The sequence below is a fragment of the Psychrobacter sp. AOP7-B1-24 genome, assembly GCF_052376215.1.
Classification (GTDB): Bacteria; Pseudomonadota; Gammaproteobacteria; order Pseudomonadales; family Moraxellaceae; genus Psychrobacter.
This window is the reverse complement of the sequence record NZ_JBQSVL010000015.1, coordinates 1-24,289: the sequence shown is the minus strand read 5'-3', so window position 1 is coordinate 24,289 and position 24,289 is coordinate 1. Positions and strand designations below refer to the sequence as shown.

At 41.5% G+C, this 24,289-nt stretch carries 24 protein-coding genes; 8 read left to right on the top strand and 16 right to left on the bottom strand.

Translation table 11 applies throughout. The features are described 5' to 3' along the window. Nucleotides 1-43: 43 nt before the first annotated feature. The gene (locus tag ACT3QP_RS05215) at nucleotides 44-589 is read left to right on the top strand and encodes a hypothetical protein (RefSeq protein WP_192519522.1); all 546 of its coding nucleotides are present in this window, start codon (nucleotides 44-46) and stop codon (nucleotides 587-589) included. 63 nt (nucleotides 590-652) lie between these two features. On the opposite strand, the gene ACT3QP_RS05210 is transcribed toward ACT3QP_RS05215, so the two are convergent. Further along, nucleotides 653-1,252, bottom strand: coding sequence for a GNAT family N-acetyltransferase (locus ACT3QP_RS05210; protein ID WP_192519523.1), 600 nt, complete (start codon nucleotides 1,250-1,252; stop codon nucleotides 653-655). A 265-nt stretch (nucleotides 1,253-1,517) separates the two neighbouring features. On the opposite strand from ACT3QP_RS05210, the gene ribF reads away from it, so the two are divergent. Then, nucleotides 1,518-2,561 carry a bifunctional riboflavin kinase/FAD synthetase gene (gene ribF / locus ACT3QP_RS05205; protein ID WP_192519524.1) on the top strand — a complete coding sequence of 348 codons (1,044 nt, stop codon included), beginning with the start codon at nucleotides 1,518-1,520 and terminating at the stop codon, nucleotides 2,559-2,561. A gap of 77 nt (nucleotides 2,562-2,638) precedes the next feature. Here ribF and ACT3QP_RS05200 read toward each other — a convergent pair whose 3' ends face one another. From ACT3QP_RS05200 to ACT3QP_RS05185, 4 genes are all read right to left on the bottom strand, one after another. Beyond that, nucleotides 2,639-2,878: a DUF2789 domain-containing protein gene (locus tag ACT3QP_RS05200; RefSeq protein ID WP_192519525.1), complete on the bottom strand. Its 240-nt coding sequence runs from the start codon at nucleotides 2,876-2,878 to the stop codon at nucleotides 2,639-2,641. Nucleotides 2,879-3,069: 191 nt separating this feature from the next. Beyond that, a complete protein-coding gene (locus ACT3QP_RS05195; RefSeq protein ID WP_192519526.1) occupies nucleotides 3,070-4,059 on the bottom strand; it encodes a malate dehydrogenase in 990 nt (329 codons plus the stop codon). A 222-nt stretch (nucleotides 4,060-4,281) separates the two neighbouring features. Beyond that, nucleotides 4,282-4,887, bottom strand: a complete 606-nt coding sequence (locus ACT3QP_RS05190) for a ribonuclease T2 (RefSeq protein WP_442061805.1) — start codon at nucleotides 4,885-4,887, stop codon at nucleotides 4,282-4,284. Between the two features lie 612 nt (nucleotides 4,888-5,499). After that, nucleotides 5,500-7,623 carry a lytic transglycosylase domain-containing protein gene (locus ACT3QP_RS05185; protein ID WP_192991977.1) on the bottom strand — a complete coding sequence of 708 codons (2,124 nt, stop codon included), beginning with the start codon at nucleotides 7,621-7,623 and terminating at the stop codon, nucleotides 5,500-5,502. 344 nt (nucleotides 7,624-7,967) lie between these two features. On the opposite strand from ACT3QP_RS05185, the gene miaB reads away from it, so the two are divergent. Then, nucleotides 7,968-9,461 carry a tRNA (N6-isopentenyl adenosine(37)-C2)-methylthiotransferase MiaB gene (miaB, locus tag ACT3QP_RS05180; RefSeq protein ID WP_192519528.1) on the top strand — a complete coding sequence of 498 codons (1,494 nt, stop codon included), beginning with the start codon at nucleotides 7,968-7,970 and terminating at the stop codon, nucleotides 9,459-9,461. 83 nt (nucleotides 9,462-9,544) lie between these two features. On the opposite strand, the gene ACT3QP_RS05175 is transcribed toward miaB, so the two are convergent. The 6 genes from ACT3QP_RS05175 to ACT3QP_RS05150 form a co-directional block, all read right to left on the bottom strand. Then, on the bottom strand, nucleotides 9,545-9,784 hold the full coding sequence (locus ACT3QP_RS05175) for a hypothetical protein (RefSeq protein WP_225739188.1): 240 nt from the start codon (nucleotides 9,782-9,784) through the stop codon (nucleotides 9,545-9,547). 4 nt (nucleotides 9,785-9,788) lie between these two features. After that, nucleotides 9,789-10,340, bottom strand: a complete 552-nt coding sequence (locus tag ACT3QP_RS05170) for a DUF6756 family protein (RefSeq protein WP_192519529.1) — start codon at nucleotides 10,338-10,340, stop codon at nucleotides 9,789-9,791. Nucleotides 10,341-10,413: 73 nt separating this feature from the next. Continuing rightward, a complete protein-coding gene (locus tag ACT3QP_RS05165; RefSeq protein WP_192519530.1) occupies nucleotides 10,414-11,628 on the bottom strand; it encodes an RtcB family protein in 1,215 nt (404 codons plus the stop codon). Between the two features lie 778 nt (nucleotides 11,629-12,406). Then, nucleotides 12,407-13,141, bottom strand: a complete 735-nt coding sequence (locus ACT3QP_RS05160; protein ID WP_192519979.1) for a LysE family translocator — start codon at nucleotides 13,139-13,141, stop codon at nucleotides 12,407-12,409. Nucleotides 13,142-13,264: 123 nt separating this feature from the next. Then, a complete protein-coding gene (gene argE / locus ACT3QP_RS05155) occupies nucleotides 13,265-14,500 on the bottom strand; it encodes an acetylornithine deacetylase (protein ID WP_444524708.1) in 1,236 nt (411 codons plus the stop codon). A gap of 33 nt (nucleotides 14,501-14,533) precedes the next feature. After that, nucleotides 14,534-15,187, bottom strand: coding sequence for a UPF0149 family protein (locus ACT3QP_RS05150; RefSeq protein WP_444524707.1), 654 nt, complete (start codon nucleotides 15,185-15,187; stop codon nucleotides 14,534-14,536). Between the two features lie 185 nt (nucleotides 15,188-15,372). Between ACT3QP_RS05150 and ACT3QP_RS05145 the strand changes: the two genes are divergently transcribed. Both ACT3QP_RS05145 and ACT3QP_RS05140 read left to right on the top strand, forming a co-directional pair. Further along, the gene (locus ACT3QP_RS05145; protein ID WP_192519976.1) at nucleotides 15,373-15,813 is read left to right on the top strand and encodes a hypothetical protein; all 441 of its coding nucleotides are present in this window, start codon (nucleotides 15,373-15,375) and stop codon (nucleotides 15,811-15,813) included. A gap of 103 nt (nucleotides 15,814-15,916) precedes the next feature. Beyond that, a complete protein-coding gene (locus tag ACT3QP_RS05140) occupies nucleotides 15,917-16,363 on the top strand; it encodes a cell division protein ZapA (RefSeq protein ID WP_192519975.1) in 447 nt (148 codons plus the stop codon). An 89-nt stretch (nucleotides 16,364-16,452) separates the two neighbouring features. Here ACT3QP_RS05140 and ACT3QP_RS05135 read toward each other — a convergent pair whose 3' ends face one another. The 4 genes from ACT3QP_RS05135 to ACT3QP_RS05120 all read right to left on the bottom strand — a co-directional run bounded on the left by ACT3QP_RS05135 (nucleotide 16,453) and on the right by ACT3QP_RS05120 (nucleotide 20,677). Then, the gene (locus tag ACT3QP_RS05135; protein ID WP_318779541.1) at nucleotides 16,453-16,743 is read right to left on the bottom strand and encodes a hypothetical protein; all 291 of its coding nucleotides are present in this window, start codon (nucleotides 16,741-16,743) and stop codon (nucleotides 16,453-16,455) included. Nucleotides 16,744-17,036: 293 nt separating this feature from the next. Beyond that, a complete protein-coding gene (glyS, locus tag ACT3QP_RS05130) occupies nucleotides 17,037-19,130 on the bottom strand; it encodes a glycine--tRNA ligase subunit beta (protein ID WP_444524706.1) in 2,094 nt (697 codons plus the stop codon). Nucleotides 19,131-19,139: 9 nt separating this feature from the next. Next, nucleotides 19,140-20,156, bottom strand: coding sequence for a glycine--tRNA ligase subunit alpha (gene glyQ, locus ACT3QP_RS05125; RefSeq protein ID WP_413038458.1), 1,017 nt, complete (start codon nucleotides 20,154-20,156; stop codon nucleotides 19,140-19,142). Nucleotides 20,157-20,464: 308 nt separating this feature from the next. Beyond that, nucleotides 20,465-20,677, bottom strand: a complete 213-nt coding sequence (locus ACT3QP_RS05120; protein ID WP_192519973.1) for a PspC domain-containing protein — start codon at nucleotides 20,675-20,677, stop codon at nucleotides 20,465-20,467. A 367-nt stretch (nucleotides 20,678-21,044) separates the two neighbouring features. Between ACT3QP_RS05120 and nadR the strand changes: the two genes are divergently transcribed. From nadR to ACT3QP_RS05105, 3 genes are all read left to right on the top strand, one after another. Next, on the top strand, nucleotides 21,045-22,091 hold the full coding sequence (gene nadR, locus ACT3QP_RS05115; RefSeq protein WP_192519972.1) for a multifunctional transcriptional regulator/nicotinamide-nucleotide adenylyltransferase/ribosylnicotinamide kinase NadR: 1,047 nt from the start codon (nucleotides 21,045-21,047) through the stop codon (nucleotides 22,089-22,091). 75 nt (nucleotides 22,092-22,166) lie between these two features. Then, nucleotides 22,167-22,898 (top strand): nicotinamide riboside transporter PnuC, encoded by a 732-nt coding sequence (gene pnuC, locus ACT3QP_RS05110; protein ID WP_192519971.1) that lies wholly within the window; start codon nucleotides 22,167-22,169, stop codon nucleotides 22,896-22,898. Nucleotides 22,899-23,092: 194 nt separating this feature from the next. After that, nucleotides 23,093-23,539 carry an Mpo1 family 2-hydroxy fatty acid dioxygenase gene (locus ACT3QP_RS05105; RefSeq protein ID WP_192519970.1) on the top strand — a complete coding sequence of 149 codons (447 nt, stop codon included), beginning with the start codon at nucleotides 23,093-23,095 and terminating at the stop codon, nucleotides 23,537-23,539. Nucleotides 23,540-23,760: 221 nt separating this feature from the next. Here ACT3QP_RS05105 and ACT3QP_RS05100 read toward each other — a convergent pair whose 3' ends face one another. Next, nucleotides 23,761-24,126, bottom strand: a complete 366-nt coding sequence (locus ACT3QP_RS05100) for a hypothetical protein (protein ID WP_192992564.1) — start codon at nucleotides 24,124-24,126, stop codon at nucleotides 23,761-23,763. Nucleotides 24,127-24,289: the final 163 nt, after the last annotated feature.

Below are 24,289 nucleotides of genomic sequence, written 5' to 3'. Positions count from 1 at the left end.
ATAATTGCCATAATAGACAGTTAATCAATATTGAGGCTTAACAATGACTACTAGACAGCTAACCTTCCAACGTTTGCCACTCCTACTTGCCACAGGTCTGCTGAGCACTGGGTTGCTTTTGAGCGGTTGTAGCAAGGATGTAGATGCCGAGACAACAACCGATACCACAGAAACAGCGGATACTAGTAATGACACTGATACTAACAATGAAGCTAAAAGTGAGAGCGAACAAGCAGTTGACGGGACGCCAGATGCCACTGAGCAAAAAAGCCTACTAACCAATGATACCGAAACTGGCACACCAGAAGATACGGTTAAAAAATCACTAGACAGTCTGTATTACGGCGATGCAAAAGAAGCTGCTGGATACTACAAAGTAGACATGGAAAACTTCGCAGAAGAGCTCGCCAAGACCCAATACTCTTTCCAACAAACCGTCGATAGTGTCACCATCATTGATACTCAATACAATGATGATAAAACACGTGCTACCATCACTGGCGAGATATTGTTAAAAGGACAGAGTGAGCCGGCACCCTTGAGCTATGAGTTACAGAAAATAGAAGGACAATGGAAAATTTTAGGGTAAAGCACCACAGTGCCCGTCATTGATAAAATACTATCAATCTACTGTGGCGTTATCTCAGAAGTTTCAGTCTGACGACACAGCCTTACCTAGCATAACCACATCGGCTATAAAGCCCTCCATATCACAAACCTTTGGCATATAACCCCATTGCTCAAAACCAAGCTTACGGAATAGCCCTAAGCTTGGCTGATTATGGGCAAAAATAAGTGCAATGATGTTATGAATATCTAAATCTGCTGCTTGTGTGAGCATCCAGCGTGTCAATGAGCTGCCCAGTCCTTTTCCATGAAAGTCTTGATGCAAATAAATACTAATCTCAGTGCTAATATGGTAAGCCGTACGTGCATAAAGATCACTAAAACTGCCCCATGCCACTATCGGCGAACTCTCAGTCAGGTCATTACTTTCGCCAGTTTTGGTCACTGATCGAACGACATAAATAGGTCGTGTGGCACTATTTATATGTTCGTTAAACCAATCTTCACGTTCTGCACAGGTCACTGTTGCCAGATCAGCTGTTGCTTGTTTACCCGCAATACTCTGATTATAAATCGCCAAAATCTCTGGCAAGTCTTTTTCACTTGCACGCTGTACCGTAAATTTGTCAGTGAGGTTGTATTTAAGCAAGAGAGACGGCACAGCATCGAAGTCAACATCAGACATAAGGGCTCCATATTTATTTGATAGCATGACAGATAAAGGTTTTTAATGGTTTATTTCTAACGATAGCCATCAAAGAAAAGCAAGTATAAACCACCACATTCTTTTAAAATTATGGAACTGACAACGTTATACTTAAATTATGAGTAGACTATAGGATGTTAGTATAGCCATTTTACTTTATAATGACTGATTTTAGACACATCGATTTTTAGTATGGTGTGTTTTTCTTTTTTTATCGGGTCTTATCTATCATAGCTGAAAATTTATGAACACCTATTTTCTTGAGCAACTGATTGCATCGCCAAATATTTTGCCTGCAAATATTAGCCCAGTAGACCTAGCACCCTGTGTGTTGACTATCGGTAACTTTGATGGCGTCCATTTAGGACATCAAGCGATGCTTGCACAAGTCCAAAAAATCGCACAGACAAAAAACCTTGGCTCTGCTGTCATGATATTTGAGCCACAACCTCGTGAATTTTTTGCGCCAGACAAAGCACCTGCACGTTTGACCACTCTCGCTGAAAAACAAGCATTGCTAGCAGAATACGGTGTAGAAACTTTGATAGTGGCAGGATTCGATACAGAATTTCGCTCGCTATCAGCACAAGCCTTTGCAGACATTTTGGCACTGCGTCTAAACGTACAAGCATTAGTGTTGGGCGATGACTTTAAGTTTGGTCATGACCGTACAGGTGATAGCCAGTTTTTACGCAACTATGGCTTAGATGTGACTAATTTACATACGATCACTGACAGTAGTGATGAAGCGGCTCGCATTAGCTCAACTCGTGTGCGTGATTTATTGTTGGCAGGTGATATTCAAGCAGCCAACCGACTACTTGGTCGTGAATATGCAATTACAGGAGTGGTTGTCCGCGGTGATCAGATAGGTCGAACGATAGACTTCCCTACCGCAAATATTGATTTGCAGCGAATAAAGCCTGCTTTACATGGTATTTTTGCAGTCGATGTGGTGAGTCTTGATAATGATGGTAATGTAATAGCGGATGGCTTGACGTTATCTGCCATTAATGGTCAAACGGGTATAGCAGGATTGCGTGCTAATAGTTTATTTGGTACAGCCAATATAGGCACTAGACCCTCTGTAGATAAAAAGCAGAATTGGCGCTTAGAGGTTCATTTCCCAGAGCTACAAGCGGATTTATATGGCTTAACTTTACAAGTCCGATTTTTGCATTACCTGCATGGTGAACGCCGTTATGATGGCTTAGAGGCATTGAAGACTGGTATTCATAATGATGTAAGAGAATTGATCGAGTGGCGAGCCAATCAACCAACTCATTAGAGCAAATATCTACAGCATAAAAAAACCCACAACATAAATATTTGTGGGTTTTTCATAAGATACGATTGCTTTCTTAGCTAGGCATCTGGATGCATACGTACATTTAGCTCATCAATAACTTCTACCCATTCCGCATCTTTTTGCCATTCTTCTTGCAAAAACATACGCTGAGTATCAGTCCAAACACTAGATTCTATCAATTTCTCGTTTTTTGGCAATTGATGCTTTTCGATAAAACTATTAATTGCTTCATCTGAGCTATCAAGTCCTAACTGTTCAAACAACTCATTCATAGTGTATTCAGGTTCGCCTAACATTGTTATTCTCCTTTTTAGTTATCAGTATAAACTCTGGTTTATATTTTGGCTTAACACCTTTATTGTAGCAAGTGGTTTTTCAAACACTGTTATCCAATGTTAATGCTTATGTTAATGTTGTTAAACCATAAAAAAGCCCTCACATTTAAGAGGGCTTTTTTAACTAAAAACGAATAATGCTAGATACTAACTTATGGTAGTAAGTGTGCTACTGCATCACGCTCTTCGCTAAGCTCTTGCTCAGTGACAGCCATTTTCTCTTTTGAGAAATCAGATGACACATCAACGCCGTCTACGATAGACCAGTCGCCGTTCACACAAGTGCATGGGAATGAGTAAATTAAACCTTCAGAGATACCGTATTCACCGTTTGAGTAAACACCCATTGATACCCAATCGTTTTCATCAGTACCAAGTGCCCACGTACGCATGTGTGCGATAGCAGCGTTAGCTGCAGATGCAGCAGATGATGCACCACGTGCTTTAATGATTGCCGCACCGCGTTGTTGTACTTCTGGGATATAAGTACCTTCGTACCAAGTACGATCAACCAAGTCTAATGCTGGTTTGCCATTAACAGTGCAAGCGGTTAGATCAGGATACTGAGTTGATGAATGGTTACCCCAGATGATCATGTTTTTCACGTCATTTACAGTGCTGTCAGTTTTGCCAGCCAACTGTGCCATAGCACGGTTGTGGTCCAAACGAGTCATTGCTGTAAAGTTACGTGGATCAAGATCTGGTGCATTACGTTGAGCGATTAGCGCGTTTGTGTTGGCAGGGTTACCTACAACCAATACTTTAACATCACGGCTTGCTACGTCGTTTAATGCTTTACCTTGCGCTGAGAAAATTGCAGCGTTGGCTTCTAGCAAATCTTTACGTTCCATACCTGGGCCACGAGGGCGAGCACCAACTAACAAAGCGTAATCGATATCTTTGAATGCAACGTTTGCATCATCAGTTTGAACGATGCCCGCTAATAATGGGAATGCACAGTCTTCTAATTCCATAACCACACCCTTTAGGGCGTCAAGTGCTGGAGTGATTTCAAGCAACTGCAAAATAACTGGCTGATCTTTACCTAGCATTTCACCAGAGGCAATACGGAATAGCATCGCATAACTGATGTTACCAGCGGCACCGGTAACGGCAACACGTAAAGGCTGTTTCATTGACATTGAATACTCCCTATTTGATTATTAGATAACTCATGATTCTAATTGATAGTTGTAATTAGTGATTATCATTTTAGATATCGACTTGTTTGCTGCTGATGCTTAATAGCAGCTATAAACCGAGAGCTAGTGTAGCACTTCGTTTACTGAATCGTCTAGCAGCAATATCCACCTTACTCAGCACTATATTGTTACATTTTATACAAATGAATTTATTAAAAATACTCAGCGACCACCTGAAATAATAAATTTACTGCCACAACTATCTACCATGTTATGACAACGACCAAAATCAGCACCGTCATAACAAACATCAATCTCAGTTAATATGGACTGTTTTCGGCTACCTGCTTGACAAATAAGATCAACACTAGCCGATGACATGCCTTTATTAAGGCGTGTCATTTGACTGAGAAATCGCGACTTAGAAACCGTATAACTGTTGCCAGTATTGAGCTCATTCGGTAACTTCAATGCGCCAGCATAGTTAGTGATCTGCCGAAAATAGCTACTAGCACTGAGTGGGCTACACACACCAAACCGCTGCCATACTTGGCTGCGTACAGTGGTGTCAGGCATGATGCGGTTAACAACCTTTAACTGCAATGGTGTCAAACGAGGCTCGCTACCACGACCACAACGCTCACCATACCCCATGTCCAAGCCCGCTACGGTTAATGAGTAGCCTTCAAGACATTGACGCATACGGGCACGTGTTGGCTGCAGGCTACATAATGCTGGTGTCATTTCAATCATCAATACACGCTGCCCACTTTTAGTAGTACTGGCAGCATGGGCTGGTATCAGCACAATACCTTGCAATATCAACAATGCGCCAATGCTTACTGTAGTATTAAGTGTGCCAAAAGTTTTTTTGCCTACTAGGCTGGTATGATATTTATGCAAATTTTTGATGGATTGAATCGATGAATGGATCTTTAACTGACTTAGATATGGCAGCCGTTTAGATAGCGAGTGCATCTGCATCTGAGTAGATGAGTGAGGCCTAACTTTCGATAGCAGATACAGATTGAGATATTTTTTGATCATAAGGGCTGAAGACATCTAGCAGTGATAAAACATGGGCTATCGCTTAGGAGCCAGTATTTGGAACACAAACACTCGTAATACTAAGCATAGAGCTAACAAAGAACATAAATAACGGTTTATAAACATCAATAGAAAACACTGATTAAAGCCATGTTAACAAAACGTTTTTTTTAATCTATAGCAAAAACGTAAACATAAGCTAAGTTCCACTCCTACAGTCAAGAAATAACTTAGCTTAAACTAAAAAGACTGAGCCCTGTGCAATACAGAACCCAGTCCTTGAAGTAAATGTACACTGCCTAAGATTTTGAGGTCATCTCATCGCTCGTTCATGGTTTTTTACACATACAGCGTAATTAAATATTAAAGCCGCTCTCTATCAGTACAAACTTCTTAAAATGCAGCAGGCACCGTACCCATACGCTGACTAATCGGCTTACTACGACCTAACAAGTTGCTATAGATCGTTGCATTTTCCATCACGTGCTTCACATAGTTGCGCGTTTCAGGAAAGGCAATCGACTCAACGTATTGATCAGCTGCGAGCGAGCCATAAACTGGTTGCCAACGTTTGGCATTATTAGGTCCAGCATTATAACCTGCGGTGGCTACGACAGGCTGACGATTCAATTTACCTAAGATATCACCCATATACCATGTACCATAACGAATATTGGTATCACCACTATTGGCACGACTGGCACTATACGTCTCGCCTAAGTTGCGAGCAATATATTTTGCGGTAGCGGGCATGACCTGCATCAAGCCACTAGCGCCAACGTTTGAGCGAGCAGAGGTTACAAAGCGACTCTCTTGACGCATAATGCCATAAGCCCACTCTGGATCAATACCTGCTGATTGGCTGTAACGAACCACGGCATCTTGGTGCGGCATCGGATGCGATAGCGCTAAACTATCCACTTTATCGGTATTATCAATCGCATAAATTGCACGATCAAGCCAGCCCATATCGTAAGCTTGACGAGCAGCAGCAATAATTAAATTTTCATCACGGTTGTCACGTGCCACTTTTACCGCCCAATTCCACTCACGATTTGCATAACCACGACTAGCATCGGAGTTATATAACGCAAAAGCACGAGCAAAGTTAGCATCTTGCATAACACGTGCACGATCTGAATTACTGACGTTTGGTAAGTTTTGACCACCCAACTTACTAGCATCAAAACGCTGACCAACTTTATCTTTTGCCATTAAACCATAGTAGTCGTTGCTTTTTGCTAGATTTTGATACATCTTCTTCGCGGTATTACGTTTATTAGCATCACTTGATTGCTCATACGCACGGGCTACCCAATATTGCCACTGATTGCTTTTTTGAGTATCGCTATCCATTTTGGAGATGGCTTCGACCACATCATCCCAGCGACTGAAGCGAATGGCTGCCATGGCATAATCTTCGGCTTCTTCAAAATTAAAATCGTTATCTAAGCTATTGCGAAACCAGTCAACCGCCTCGACATTAAAGCCATCATCGGTATTGTGGTTCATACGCTGCACGCCAATGATACGATAGGCATAACGACGGGTATCATCATTCAACAGTTTGGTCGAACGTTGATTGTCTTGCTTGATATCAAACTCTAACTGTAGTGCCGCCTCACGATACGACTTATCAGCAACACGACCTAACGCATACATATAGAGATACTGATTGATCTGACTGGCAGGCTCTCTAGCAAAGCTGCTAAAGAAAGAAGATGGATTTAGCTGAATCTCACTCAATGCAGAATAAGCAATTGGTGTGCCAAGACGTGAGGATAACGCCATGATGTCACCTGTCTTCCCTTTACGCAGCATGCGTTTTAGGCGAGAAACACGATCCTGATCGCTGATTAATGCGTTATTATTCATCTCCATCGCGAGCTGATCGCACAAAGCGGGCTGTTTTTTTGTCGTCAGCCAGACATCGGACTTCGCTGCCATCGCACGCATGGTATCACCGCCATTATTGAACCCAAGGGCAACTGCGCAGCGCTCGCTCGCATCCGCATTGGTAATCAAATTCGCCACTTGGCGTACTGAGGCATAATCGTTAGAGGCAGCCTTGGTCTCAGCAAAATCAGCAACCAATTTTTCTGCCATAACCGTATTAGGGTATTTACGAACAAACTGTGAAACGGCCGCCGCACTTTGCGTATTTAGATCCAAATTCATACGCCAATATGTCGGATACATGGCAAACAAACCGCCACTCATTGACTGTTCATATTTATAAAGTGCGCTAACATCACCTCGCTCAGCTGCAATTGCTGCCGCTGTGAAGGAATCCGCACCACTGTTTGGTTGATAGTTATTTTCTTGCTGGTAACGCTCATTATCACCCCAGGTCAGCTCTGCACAAGCGACTTGTGATAATCCTAGCGCACTCGCTGCCGTTGCCAAACTTAGTACACTCACTCGTCTCAGCCTACCTGCTTTAAAGTACTTTGAAGTAGGCTTTTGACTGGTTAACTCTCTATCCTTGGTGCTATGAGCAACGCGCAACTTTGTCATATTGACTCTCTTTATTAACTCTCTAAAACTATATGAACAGCGGTTTATAACATACCGCTAAAGGGGGTTATTTATCATACTATACTCGTTGCACTTTCAACCATTACCTTTACTTTTGTTAATAAATAGGACAGCACGGTGTAACATAGGAATGGTGTTGCTTGAGCATTTTGCCAATTGTACTACTAATTTTAGTAAGCAATTGATACTGTTATAAATAATTAATAATAACTACCACTAAGCGCCGACGCTAATTTTTCACATTGGCAGAGGGTTGTGATAAAATACGCCACCTGTTAATCGGCTACCCTGCTATATTTTTAGTCAATCATGGACTTATCCTTATGAGTGTTACTGTATTCAATCCCCGCATCAATGACGCTGCCGTTGCCAAAACAACTGCTGCTGCGCCTGCTGTCACTGCACTCAAAGAAGCAAGTTCAGCCCAATCGCCAGTCGATAAGCCAGCAACCAAAAAAGTCTTTGTGACCACACAAGGCTGTCAGATGAATGTCTATGATTCTGATAAAATGCTCGATGTACTCGGCGACTCACATGGTATGGAAGTCACGCATGATATTGATGAAGCCGATGTATTGTTAATGAATACCTGCTCCATTCGTGAAAAAGCACAAGAAAAAGTGTTTTCAGAATTGGGTCGCTGGCGCAAATTAAAAGAAAAACGCCCAGACTTAGTCATTGGTGTGGGTGGCTGTGTGGCATCACAAGAAGGCGATAATATTCAAAAACGCGCGCCATATGTCGACATGGTATTTGGTCCACAGACATTACACCGTCTACCAGAGCTATATGATCAATCAAACGAACAACGCGATATTGCCCCAAAAAACCGTATCGGCACGATTGATATCTCGTTCCCAAGTATCGAGAAGTTTGATTTCTTACCTGAGCCAAGGGTAGAAGGATTTAAAGCTTTCGTTTCTATCATGGAAGGCTGCTCAAAGTATTGCTCATTTTGCGTGGTGCCTTACACCCGCGGTGAAGAGTTGTCGCGTCCACTTGACGATGTATTAGCAGAAATCGATAACTTAGCAGCGCAAGGTGTGCGTGAAATCAATCTATTGGGTCAAAACGTAAACGGTTACCGCGGTGAAAAAGATGACGGCAGCATTTGCCGCTTCGCTGAGCTGTTGCATTATGTGTCGCATGTCGACGGTGTGGAGCGTATTCGCTATACCACCAGTCATCCGCTAGAGTTTACGGATGACATCATTGATGCTTATGCACAACTGCCAGAACTGGTATCGCACCTACATCTACCTGTACAAAGTGGCTCCAATGCTATCTTGGCTGCGATGAAACGCAACCATACGATCGACGTTTATATCAATCAGATTAATAAGCTTAAAGCCATTCGCCCAGATATTCACTTGTCGAGCGACTTTATCATTGGCTTCCCTGGCGAGACAGATCAAGACTTCCAAGACACATTAAACTTAGCAAAAGAATTGAACTTCGATCACTCGTATAGCTTTATCTACTCTAAGCGTCCAGGCACGCCAGCGTCTGAGTTGCCAGATGATGTGAGTTTCACCACTAAAAAAGCACGCTTGGCGGAGTTCCAAAAAGTCATTATTGATTCGACTCTAGCAAAAACCCATGAAATGGTCGGCACTACGACACGCGTATTGGTTGAACAAATCGCCAATCGCCACCCTGACTGCTTAATCGGAACGGCAGATAATACTCGTACGGTGATGTTCCCTCATGATGTTGAGCAAATGGATGAGATGTTGGGTAAGCTCGTCAGCGTACGTATTACTGATTTCGTCAGCCCGCATATGGTCAAAGGTGAGTTAATTGAAGTATTGGCGTAACGGTTAAATTATAAATTTGAGTAAGAATAAAAAAGCCGTTCACTATAATAGCGAACGGCTTTTTTGTGCGTGAATTTTGACTGTTATTGTTCAGCCAACCAATCCGTCTGACGCAAACGCTGCTTGGTCTCACGGCGACGTTTTTTGCGGACGATATCGATATCCTCCTTTTCGTGAATACCGCCTTTTCTTAATAGTGGATCCAATGCCAAATAGTTGCGCGGCTTGACTGTGCCTAGCGACTGCTGAACGCCTGCGTCAGCTTGTTGCTCTAACTGCCGTTCGATTTGTTTGGCCTTTTTTAATGTTTGTTTTAAGCTCATTATCTTATCCTTTATTCTTTGCTATATCTTCTATAGCCTTTAATTTTTGTGGCATACCTTTACCTGTAGCCATCAAAACGTCATGGTGATTGCTACAAACGAGCCAGTCATACTTTTTAGAAACAAAATAGCACTCGTCAAAGAAACAGGTTTCATCGAGTATTTTTATTATTGCCTCAATTTTGCCCTCGTAAAACCAGATTTTAGAACGTTCCTTAAACGTTCCTGTTATAGCAAACCAGATACTCTCATTGGGCTTAATCAAACGTAACAGATAACTCTTGAGAGAGTCTTTGACTTCCATTGAATACGTTTCTTGTATCAAGTTTTGCCATAACCAAACTGAACGGCTTTTACCATTTTCAATTTTGCAAAAGGTTTGATAAATCCGCTCTTCTATACCTTTATAATCATCGTAAGGGGTGAGAACTCGAAAAGATTTATCCGTTAGATTCAACTCTGTTTTCAAGCGCATCATCTCTGCTCGTATATCAGCCCACTCTTTTGATTGAGATCTTTTTTTACCATTTTTATTGATATAAGGATAATTTCTCATAATTATCTCCTCAATTTGATCTTGTCTTATGGCTGCTAACCGTCAAAACAAGATCAAGTTTTATATAAAAAATCTAACCCTTAATACACATGACTTGCTTCAGCGTATGTACCACTTCGACCAAATCAGCTTGATTGGCCATCACTTCATCAATGTCTTTATAAGCGCCAGGTATTTCATCGATCACACCTTCGTCTTTACGACACTCGACGCCGTCAGTCTGTGACTTTAGCTCATCGATAGTAAATGCTCGTACAGCCTTGCCACGGCTCATTTGGCGACCTGCGCCATGTGAGCATGAGCAAAACGACTCAGTCGCGCCAAGACCACGTACGATAAAAGACTTTGCACCCATGGAACCTGGGATAATACCAAGCTCACCATCATAAGCACTGATCGCCCCTTTACGGGTCACATAGACCTGTTCGCCAAAATGCACTTCTTCATTGACATAATTATGATGACAATTGATGGCTTCTTTGGTCAGCTGAAACCGTGGTAACCCCGCTTGTGGCGACTGTAATGCCTTAATCACTAAGCGCATCATCTCACGGCGGTTCTCTAGCGCATAATCCTGTGCCCAGCCCACCGCTTCGACATAATCAGCAAAGCTATCAGACCCTTCAGCAAAGTAAGCCAAATCACGATCAGGCACATGACCAAAACGCGATTGACGCTCTTTTTTTGCCAGATTGATAAAATAGCGACCGATACAGTTACCAATACCGCGACTGCCCGAATGTAGCATTACCCAGACATCTTTGTTTTCATCCAAACACAGCTCAATGAAATGATTGCCACCGCCTAATGTGCCCAGCTGCTTTGCCCACGTACGCTCAAAACCTTTGAGCATCTTTAGCAAGCCCGGATGCTTGTCAGTAATTGGCTTTAGACGCCTTCCTAACGGATCAAGCGTTGAGTTCTTGGCTTGAATTTGTTTGTGCATATTAAAACCGACTGGCACTTGCTGCTCCACTATCAACCGCAATGATTTCAAGCTATCAGGCAGATCACTTGCCGTCAGGGACAAGCGTACTGCGTTCATACCACAGCCGATATCGACACCGACCGCAGCAGGAATAATTGCCGACTTGGTCGGAATCACGCTGCCGACTGTGGCGCCTTTACCAACGTGTACATCAGGCATCACCGCAATATGCGAGTGTACAAACTCCAGCTGAGCCAAATTGCGTAGTTGCTGCATCGCCCCTTGCTCAACATCCGAGGTGTAAATCTTGACTGGTACGCCGTGTTTACGGTTTTCATTTAATACTAATTGAATGCTCATAGTTTTTTATTTCCATTTTATTTTTTTTATAACCATATAGTATTTTTTTGACTATTATTATTTTTAGACATTACTTACCTATCTCAATTAAACAAAACGTTTAATAAGAAAATTATTTAATAACTCATAAAATTTAGACAATAAAATACCGTTTTTTATTAGTTATAAAACTAATAAAAAATATGGTTTATTTATAATGGACGTTTTAAAGAAGGGTGATATAAATCAAAACCGTCAGCCACAGCGTAAATACTATACGCATGGAAAAGCAACAGCTAAACCATAGCCTGAGTCGCTTTATTAGCAATAACGATAAAGAGGAATGTTAGATAAACAGACAACAGTAGGTGCAAAATCGCTTAACACGCTTGCAGAGCAATCTTGGACAATGGACTTAGAAAAGGGATAAATTGGGCAGATATAGCAAGTTGTTATTTGATAATCATAGATAGAAAATCAATGTACAACTGACTTACAAGCTTAGCCACACCTTTGCGAAGTCGTCATTGCTGTCAGGTAGTTTACACATTCAATCTTTAAAAACGTCTTAATAGTTAAATAGGACACGATGATTCCTCCATAGTTGTGGCTAGTTGTCATAGATGACAGTAGCGGATTAATTGGGACAATTTATCGCTTGTAAAGACAAGCGCTATAAATCAATGAGGTAATAATAACGATTTAAAAATTAAAGTCAATAATTAATTTATATTTTTATAGAAAAAACATAGGATACGTACATTTAATTAAGCGCTTTAATTTAAAGTTATATTATTTTTTAAACCATTAAACTTTTGAATACTTCAGCCAATAAAGCCGCAGCAATAATAATAAATATCACCCCGCAACCACGATTGAGCCAAGCCAAACGATTACCTATATCGAGCCAACTTGCTAGCTTCTTACCACCTAACGTATAGATAGTTTGCCAAATTGTCTCACTCAAAAACAGACCGATAGTGAGCAAGACATATTGCGGCCATAACGGCGCACTAAAATTGATGAATTTAGGAAAAAATGCTGCAAAAAATAAAATGGCTTTTGGATTAGACAATGACACCCACACGCCCGTACGAAATAAGCGCGTATTGCTTGGTGCCATATTAACTGCTGCACTGGAGAGTGAGCGAGCCTGAGGCTTACCAAGCGTATCCTGACTGTCAGAAATGGAATATTCCGCCGCCACCTCCTCACTCATCTCACGAGCGTCTTTCATCAAGCTACTACTACTCGCATCACGCCACGAAGTGACGCCCAAATAGATTAAATATAATGCTCCTACTGCTTTGATAACGGTAAGCAACCAAGGCGACTGTCGACTGATGACATCCAATCCAAGCAATGTAGATAATAGTAGTATAAATAGACCAACACTCAGACCTGCCAGCGTCCATAGCGTTCGTTTCACCCCATAATTCATACCATACTGAAATGCTAGTAGCATATTGGGGCCAGGAGTCGCTGAGATAAAAAATGTACTCGCGAAAAACACTGCAAACAGATGCCAAGACATCAACCAACCCCTTACCTTGTCGTTTCAAATAAACTGGATAACATGTAACAAAACACACCGCCATTGAGACGGTGTGCTATATACTCATCTATCTTACAAATAACGCTTCTACTGCTGCATAGGCTACTGAGCCGTACAGCTATCTAGCAGTTTCTGTAAAAACTCATCGCAGCGCGCTATTTCACTTAGCTCAACATACTCATCTGCTTTGTGTGCCTGCTCAATACTACCAGGGCCACAGATAATCGTTGGTATACCCCCATTGGTAAACTGCCCACCTTCAGTCGCATAAGCAACCTTGTGGCGCTCATGATCTTGAGTCAGTGCAGCTACCAGTGCTTGCAGTTCGGCACTGTCCTTATCGGTCATTGCCGGTACGCTGACTTCTCGTAACAGCTCAATACCCGTCTCTGGTGCACGTGCTTGCATTTGCTGTGTCAGCTCATCGACCTTTGCTTGAATCGGCACTAGGATATCGTCTTGGGTCATATGAGGTAAGTTCCGATAGTCAAAGGTAAACTCACATAGATTAGGAACGATATTGGTCGCGGTACCACCCTTTATCGTACCGATAGATATCGTTGAATAAGGCACGTCAAACAGTGCATCTCCATCATCACGAGTACTGAGCGTTTCTGCCAATGTATCGACATAACCAACCAATCGACTGGCATAACTGATGGCATTAACTCCTTGCGCTGTCAGCGATGAATGTGCGGACTTACCATGTACGCGGCAACGATAAACCGCAATGCCTTTATGCGCGACCACCATCGCCATATTGGTTGGCTCACCCACAATACAGTAATCAGGCGTAATACCGCGCGCTTTTAGGTCTGCTAAAATCAATGGCGCACCTAAGCAGCCAACCTCTTCATCGAACGACAATGCCAAATGCAGTGGACGACGTAGCTGACCCTTGTTTGACAACTGAACGGCCTGTGGCAATAAATTAAGCGCACAAGCGATAAAGCCTTTCATATCGCAAGCACCGCGCCCATATAACCGATCACCGCGAATCGTCGCATCAAACGGTTCTGACGCCCAATCCTGCCCATCGACAGGTACTACGTCTGTATGACCAGAGAGCACGAGGCCGTGATTAACCTTGTCGCCATCCTCTCCTGCTGGCACCGTGACAAACAAGTTAGCTTTGTTTTTAGCCTCATTAAAAGTCAGGTTCACCATGAGATTCAACTGCTCACAGTAGGCTCGCACATCTTCGATCAAAGCCAAGTTCGAATAGCGACTGACCGTATCAAATCCTATCAAACGAGAGAGCCAATCTATACTGTTTGCAGGATAACTGGCATGAGACATAGTCTGCCTATCATTATCGTTACTGTCATTTATAGCCATAAAACATCCTTATTTCTATGTGCCCGCTTCGCCTTATGAAGGGCTATCTTGATTCATAATATCAATCACTGGTGGCATTGGTTTTGGCAGATTACCTTCTGCTTGTAACTCTTTGGTCGTCTTAGCATCGATAGCCAGCCCAGAAATCAAAGCAATGTCTTTGACAGACTTGCGTTTACGGGTAGCAAAGATAACTGGCACCATACGCGCAAATTCATAAATATAAAGATAAGACTCTTCGCCACCTTCAAAATCTTCATCATCTGCTAAACGAATACTTCCAATCTTTGCCAAATCCGATAGCATCTCGTTTTCGTCTGCGCTAATATTGCAATCAGTGATACCAAAGCCTGTCATAAAGCCATTAGCCCACTGTTTCAAGGCTATCACACGCTCGTACAAGTCATGTTCATCATCAGGTATCAGTGGCATATAAGCGTAAGCATCGTCTTTGTCTTTCAGTTGAAAAACAGTGTCTTCTGCCTCTTCGGTTAATAACGTCAGTGCAGACTCTGGTAATGCCGCAAAGCTCAGCTCTTCAAACACCTGAGCCCATACTGCCTCATCTGGTGCATTGCAAGCTGTCATCAGCCCTGTCATCAAGCCATGTACCTCACTAATAGACACGTCGTTCCAGTTGTCAAACGCGGTCAGCCAAGTATTCCAGCCAGAGATATTGTCATTCATAATAGATGTCCTAGTGATTGAATATTACTTAAAAGAGAAGGAGAAAAAGAAAGCAAAAAATAAAAAGACCGAACTTAATATGTGAATTACTTTGTTAATATAGATATTATGCGGTCACCTATGGCATTATTAAACGCAGAGAACAAAATTCATTCACGCTTACTTGTTAAGGATAAAAACTGACTATGTATGACCAACTTAAAATATTAGAAAAAATGGTACTCGACATCAAAAAACAGTATCAGCTTGTCAGTGCTGAACTTAGCAGCCTCAAAAAAAATCCTGTCGTCGACCCACAGGAACTTACGGCTCTGAGAACCAAACTACAAACCAGCCATACAGAACGTGAAGGAGCCAAAAAACAACTGAACGATCTAGACAAACGCTATCAAAACCTGGCAGAAGCACATCATATGATTGGCGAAGAGCAGGACAAACTACAAAAGCAAATCAGCCAGTTACAACAAAAAAATAGCGAACTACAGCGGCACAATGGTGAATTAAAGCAGCAGTATAGCGATATCAAACAACAAAACATTGAACTACAAAAAAAGAACCAACTAGCGGCTGAGCGCACACAAGTCGTACTAAAACGATTAACCCATATTGATCAAGTAGAAGGGTAATAATTAAGAGCAATCAACCATTGATTCTTATAAATTAAGCCAAAATTATAACGGTAATATTTTTTATTACTCACCTTACTGACCAGACATTGTAGGATTTATCATGACCGATGACCACAAAAAATCTATAGAAAAACAGCTACCAAAAAATCAGGCAACAAATCGTGAGTTAAAACCACAGAGAGCAACAGCAACTGCCTCAATCAGACCAAGCACTTCTATTCAACCAAGCGCTAAGACAAAAACAAATGCTGAACCACAAATCAAAAAAGTAGATATTGCTATTGCTGGAGTTACCTATCCAATCTATTGTCCCGTACACGAACAAGAAGAGCTACATTCAGCCGTTTCTTATATTAATGACTACGCACTAGATCTCAAGCGAGATGCACCCAGTCTCAACCAAGAAAGCCTATTGGTATTATGCTGCTTAAACCTTTACGAAAAAATCCATGCTAATCAAAAAACGGAAGAAGATCGCAAACAGCAAGACATACAATCTAAAGTGTTACTTAACAAAATCATCAAGGATGCGCATTCCATTCTGTAGACAAATAGAACCTTTAAAAACAAGCGCCTAGCCTATCAAAGCGAAGCGCTTTTTTATGTTCAATCAAAAACACATCAATCTAAACCTATTTAATGATTAGCGTTATAAACCTTTCCAGCATGAAAATCAGCTTGATGCTCATAATTGCAAAAAAACAACTGCTGACTGACTTCGGTATTACTATCTGCTGGCAAGTTCGGCTTGGTTTCAAGTACACCGCGATATTCAGCCAAGCTATTACCACAAAAATTACACTGCCGTGGCGTGGTCACATCACCTTCTTTTGGCATCATGCTTTTGGGTGGACGTGGGTACATAAACTTATAAAAAGCCCACATCGACGCCCAAATAATAAGGATTACAATAATAACAGCAAACACGGCAGTACTCCTTGGATGAGGATTGACTATATAGTTGAGTTCAAATAATTTCGATACAAGGAAACCGAGTGCAAGCTATACATTAGTATGGTCAGCGAGGGTGACGATGTAGCGGATTTATATGGATTTGACTATAGTATAAAACAACCATCAATTATGACGATAGAATATTAACTTGGCGAGCTCCTTAAGTGCCATTATACAGCATAAAAAACTGGCCACTTTGGGCCAGTTTCTGTATCAGATAATACGTCATACGTTTATTAATTCGTACTTATATCGGTATCGAAAAATTACAGCTGTAACTCACTGATATCAGCCACAGTTAAGAATAGCGCACGAACTTGCTTTAACAATGCCAAGCGATTGTTTTTTAGTGCAGCATCTTCACTATTCACCATGACATTATCAAAGAATTGCGTCAATGGCTCGTCTAGACTGGCAAGCGTTTGCAATACTTGTGTATAGTCAGCTTGTTCTAGCAGCGGTTGTACCGCTGTTTGCGCTTGCTGCACACTGGCATATAAATTTTGTTCAGCAGGCTCAGATAACAAGGCCTCATCAACATTATCAGCCACGCTTACTTCTGACTTAGCTAATATGTTGGCAACACGTTTGTTCGAATCGGCTAGCATTGACGCTTGTGACAGCTCACTAAAGGCTTGTACCGCACGAATACGTTGATCAAAATCTAGCGGCATATGCGGATTAATTGCTTGCACGGCTTGGATGGTATCAACGCTTACGCCTTGCTCAGTATACATGGCACGATAGCGTGAGTTTAAGAATGCCATGACTTGGGTAAAGGTATCACCCATTTTGGCAATTTTACTACCGTCTGCTGTACTATAACCTTTAATAGCTTGCTCAACGAGCGCGACCAAATTAATCGGTAACTGTTTTTCGATGAGAATGCGCAGGATACCAATCGCTGAACGACGTAAGCTAAACGGATCTTTTGAACCCGTCGGTGCTTGGTCAATCGCAAAAATACCAATGAGCGTATCCAAGCGATCTGCCAATGCCAAGCAGATGCCAATCGGCGTCTGTGGCAATACATCACCACTGAATTTAGGCAAGTACTGCTCTTCTAAACTGGCTGCTACGGCTTCAGGCTCATTATTGAGGCGAGCATAATAAGTACCGGCGATACCTTGTAACTCTGGATACTCACCAACCAATGAGCTGGCCAAATCAGCTTTAGACAAAATAGCCGCACGTACCGTTTCATCGATACTAATATCACGCCCTTGCTGTTGCAGCAAGGCAGCAATAAATGCAGCAAGCTTGGCGATACGCTCAGACTTTTCCCAAATTGTACCCAGTTTATCTTGGAATACACGGTTTTTGAGACTCTCTGTCAATGCAAACAATGGCTGCTTTTGATCTTGTAAAAAGAAAAACTCTGCATCAGCCAAACGTGGACGTACGACCTTCTCATTACCTTCGATGATTTGATTGGGATCTTTTGACTCAATATTGGTAATAAAGATAAAGTAAGGCTGCAATTTTCCGTCTTTATCCGTCAAGCAAAAATATTTTTGATCGGCTTGCATGGTAGAGATAAGTGCTTCTTGTGGTACTTGTAAGAAACGCGCCTCAAAGCTAGCACGTAGAGCAACAGGGAAATCAACCAATGCCGTCACTTCATCTAACAATGCCTGCGGTACGATAGCATCTGAGTTGACTTCGTCCGCTAATGCTTTGACTTGGTTTTTGATAAGCATTTGACGCTTATCAAAATCAGCCACAACTTTTAAGCCATCGAGCAAATCTTCATAGTCATTGGCGTGAGCAATATCATGGTAGTCAGGGCTGTGGAAGCGATGACCACGGGTTTGCGTACCAGCCTGATGTCCTTGGACGGTGGCGTCAATGACAGTACTGTCTTGCATTAACACAACCCACTGTACCGGACGCACGAACTCATTACGGCTTGCACCTGAGCGCATACGCTTAGCAATCGGCAGCTTGTCTAATGCTGTTTGAAAAATGGTGGGTAGCAATTCAGTCGTCGCCTGACCCTGAATGGTCTGCTCATAACCGACATAATCACCCTTATCAGTATTGATCGTTATTAACTCACTGGCCTCAATACCTAAGCCTTTGGCAAAACCCATCGCTGCACGTGTTGGATTACCATCAGCATCAAAGGCTGCTTTGATCGCGGGACCACGTTTTTGCTCACTACGATCAGGTTGTTTATCGCCAATACCCTGAATCTGAATGGCCAAACGGCGCGGTGCAGCAAAAGCCTTGATACTATCAAAGCTAATGTCAGCTTCTTTTAATTGATCAACAACACTTGCTTGCAATGCATCACGTAATGACTTTAAGCTTTTTGGAGGTAGTTCTTCACACCCCAGTTCAAATAAAATGGTACTCATGGGATGCTCCTATTTATTATTAGTAGATTGCTTGTTACCTGAGTTTTCATCTGCCACATCTTGTTTTGGCAAATACTTATCAAGTGCTGCTTGACGATGTGCCTCGTCAGCCAGTGGAAAACCTAACTTAGCACGTGCTTCGACATAACCAAAGGCTACTTTACGCGCCAGTGTACGTACGCGCAAAATAAAGCGCTGACGTTCTGTGACCGAAATTGCACCGCGAGCATCAAGTAAATTAAAGGCATGCGAAGCTTTTAGCACCATCTCATAGGCTGGTAGTGGCAAACCTTCCGTGACCAGCTTATCTGCTTGCTGCTCATAAAAATCAAACATCTGACCCATCATTGGCACATCAGCGTGCTCAAAGTTATAGGTCGACTGCTCAACTTCATTTTGATGAAAAACATCGCCATAAGTAACACGACCAAACTCACCGTCTGCCCACACCAAATCGTAAACACTATCGACGCCTTGCACATACATCGCCAAACGCTCAAGACCGTAAGTAATCTCACCAGTTACTGGAAAACACTCAATACCGCCTACTTGCTGGAAGTAGGTAAACTGCGTGACTTCCATACCGTTTAGCCAAATCTCCCAACCAAGACCCCACGCACCTAACGTTGGTGATTCCCAGTTGTCTTCGACAAAACGCACATCATGTACTAATGGGTCTATACCAATGGCTCTCAACGAATCTAAATACAACTCTTGAATATTAGGAGGATTGGGCTTTAACACTACTTGAAACTGGTAGTAATGTTGTAAGCGGTTTGGATTATCACCATAGCGACCATCGGTAGGACGACGAGATGGCTGCACGTAAGCTGCATTCCAACGCTCAGGACCTAACGATCGTAAAAACGTCGCTGTATGAAAGGTACCCGCACCGACTTCCATATCATACGGCTGTAAAACCACACAGCCCTTAGCCGCCCAATAATTCTGTAAGGTTAGGATCAAATCTTGAAAAGTCATCGGTTGAGACTCTTTTGCTTGGGATGTCATATTTTGGGTTGTCATAGTAAAGCCACTGTGGAATTAGTATTATTAAATAAAATATTGATAGCACTCGTATAGCCTATTTGGCAACGACTCTATTTGCCTGCTCACCTTACTAAAAATTGACTATTTTATCCATATTTACCGCAACTAATTTTATTATATTGACCCAAATATCTGGTTATATGACCCATATGTCACGGAAGCACGTTCTTATATCGATAATCATGATAAAAAAATACCCAAACGCGCGAGCATCTGGGCAGGAGGAAAAGCATGTCTGTAGCATCCTGATTAATCAGGCTTTTTGTTTTTTAATGGAGCTGCTTTTATTGGTAGGACTCGTTGGTTGCCTTTGGCATTACTATCCAAAGAATAATATAAATTAAAATACCAGGGACTGCTGCGCTCAATGATGAGATAATTACGAACAGTAATCTCACCCAAGTAGGCGACCAACCGACATATTCTGCAATGCCGCCCATCACACCTGCTAGCATACGATTGTTCTGTGAGCGATGCAATTTTGCTAATTTAGCCAAATCAAATACCTCTTTATTTTCTTTATTACTGTTGCTTATTTTTATCGTTTTTTATTTACAGTTATTTTGCTTATTTTTTATTTGCTTGTTTTTTAAACCTATTGATAATTTACTTTATATTTCTAACTTGAGATCCAGTATATCAACTCCTAAAACTAGATCTGTTGATGATGTACTAGTACTTTGTGAGTTTATGCTACCTAAGCTTGCCCTAATCTCTCATAACACCTCATAACTTACTGATTTTAAATATTTATTTCAAAATGTTTCAGAATGGATTTTGTTGCTAAACCCTTACGACTTTACTTTGCTGATTGTGTTATTTTTGGGCTTACTCAAATAGATAAATAGCATTATAGGAATAACTATGTACGATACTGGCTTAATGATTGGGCATTTTGAGCCTCTACATTTAGGACAAATGCGCAGTATTTTAGATGCGGCAGGACAAGCAGAGGTTCTGCATATTGTCATTACGGCACATCCTTCACCACATCCAGATTTCACCATCACTTTGCAAGATAAGGCGCGCTGGCTACAAATGGCTTGTGCCGACTTACCTTTTATTCATATTCATACCACCCATGAAATTGAGCTTCCGTTGCATGATAGCTTTGATGACGTAACGATCAATATTCCTCTTAGTAATGCTAAATTACAGCACTTGGCAGATGCGCTCAACTTACCAACAGACTCTGTATTATTCTTGGCAGAAAACCACCCATTAGCGCAACGTGATACTCAAAAACAACTAAAAATACCAGTAGTAACCACTGCACTGCAACCTGAATTTGACTCATTTGCTATCGCTCGCAACCCTGTTGCATATTGGTCAGCGATTCATCCACAAGCACGTCGAAATTATACTAAGACCGTTGCGATTGTTGGCGGTGAAAGTTCTGGAAAGACAACATTGGTACATAAGCTGGCCAACTATTATGGAGCCAGATTTGTACTAGAAATGGGACGACTGTACGTTGGTACAGATTTGGGTGGTAGTGAAGTTGCTCTACAATATAGTGATTATGCACCCATTACCCTTCATCATGCACAAGCCATTCGCGATGCTACTGCTGTTGCAACGGCACCTGTCACCATAATTGATACAGACTTTGTGACGACTCAAGCTTTTTGTGAAGAGTACGAAAATCGTACCCACCCTTTTGTATCAGCTTGTATTGACGAGTTTCATTTAGACCATACGATTATGTTGAGCAATAGCACACCATGGATTGATGATGGTATGCGCTCTTTAGGCACACCTGCAGCACGTGGACGTTTTGAGCAACGACTCATCGATATCTTTCATCGTCATAATATTCAACCTCACATGATTGATGAGACTGACTATGATGCACGTTATCAACAAGCATTACGTCTTATAGATCAAAATATCTATAATAAAAAATTATAAAATCAAAAACGTGGTAATACGAAAGATTTTGGTAGGTGTTACCGCTATTATTACTCATTTTAGGATGAAAACCTTATGCGTATTCAGTTACTAGATAACATCACTGGAAAGTGGGCGATGCAATGGATTATAACGTGGTTCATTTGTGGTGTGATTGCCTTATCTACAGGTTTTTGGTTCACCACAGACCACACTGCCCTTGACTGGTTTTATTTGGCAGTTTCATTCATCGGTTTGATTTGCGTGGTGTCACTATCTTTTCGCAAAAACATCATGGGTAATGGCTTTGGCATGGGCGCAACCGCCGGTGAAGTGGTGGTTCAAGCAACATCAGGTGCCGTGGGTTTGATGCTCGCACCACTTTTTAATTTCTTCACCCACGTCTATGGCATTTTCTATTGGTCAAAACATACTGACCCCGATGGTGACATGATACCTAAATCTGCGAGCAAAGCTGTTTGGTTGATTACCGCAGCTTTTATAATCATTGGGCTTGCACTGTTTCCTACCGTAAACGAATTATTGGCAAGCTATGGTTATGCAGTAGTTGAAGATGATAATAGTAAATTTTTAGGCTTCATTTCCTTTTTTTGGATCAATGTTATTGCTTTTGTACTATCCATCACAGCGCAAGCAGCCATGATTTTGCGCTATTCTTTTAACTGGTGGTTATGGATTATCGTCAATTTCGTTTGGCTCATCGTCAACCTTATGTCTGGCAACTATATTTTCGCCATTCAAACAATGATATATCAAATAAACTCTTTTATTGGCCTATATGAATGGCATCGCAGTGAACAAGGCTAATAGCTATATTCAACCAAATTAGCTTAAAAACACTTCAACAGTTTTAGGCATAAAAGTAAATAATGCCATCGGTTTTGACTGAGCCGTCTATCAGACCGTATGGTGATGTGCTCTGATTAATGATACAACTGATAGCAGTCCCTACCTAAACATTCAGATAGGGTTACATTTTCATTACTAACAAGGAGGTTAGTATGTCTCGCATTCAGCAAAAGAGGATGTCAAAACGCACACTAGAGCAGTGGCTTAGTGAGTATTCGGTCAGTCATCAAAACTTGGTTAATAAAAAAATTCATTGGCTATGTGTTCCAACCATTTTTATCAGCCTGTTAGGTGTCGGGATGTCACTCTCTGTCTGGTTTACCTTAGTACTTAGCGCCTTGGTTTTATTGTTTTATATGCAATTATCTACGCCACTATTCTTAGCCATGGGTATATTCATCTTACTATGCTTATCTGTGATGGCGCTGTTACCTTTAGGCTTCAAAGTTTGGGCAGGTATATTCATTGTCGCTTGGATCGGACAGTTTGTCGGTCATAAAATCGAAGGAGAAAAGCCTTCATTCTTCAAAGATCTACAGTTTTTGTTAATTGGGCCAGCATGGGTCGCCAATAGCTTAATGAGCCGCAAAAATAGTTGATATCATTTATATTTTTTGTCTTCTTAAATACAAAAATCGCTATCCAACCAACAGTTGGATAGCGATATTCGTATTACAGTTGTCTAAATAGCGTGAAGCGTAACTTGCTGTGTCTCTTTATCTATTGACTGTCTTTCTAAGACAGCAAACAACTAGCTAGGCGCGCAAACAACTACAAAACCTCAATAAAATATACATCGGTTTAAGTCTGAATCACCGCATTATACTTCTAAGCTTTTCTCTACTGACAGTACTTTGCGACGTGCTAATGCAAGGTTAGCTTTTGATTTATCAAGTACCAAATAAATAAACAAATCTTCGTGGTTATGTGTAGGACGAATGATATGAATCTGAGATTCTAAAGTGATTAACATATCGTCAATTTCACCTTTAATACCAAGCGATCTCATGGTAGCAACTTTTGCTTTTACGACTTGTGCGTTACCTGCTGCGGCAAGCTCTAAATCAATACTACCACCAGCACCGGTCATACCTAATACCATACCTGACATGTAGTCGACAATACAGGCACCCATAGCACCATCAAGACCCATTAACTCTTGTAAAGACGCATCGATATTTGACATATTTTCTCTCATTCACTTGATTGTAATTAAAAAAGATAACGCTAAAATTGTGAGATATTTTTGTTAAAAAAATATCAATGGCTAAGTATGTTTTTCATATAAATAATGCACCACACTATTTAAAAAAACTAATATCACTTAGTAGTTGCTATTATACTACTTA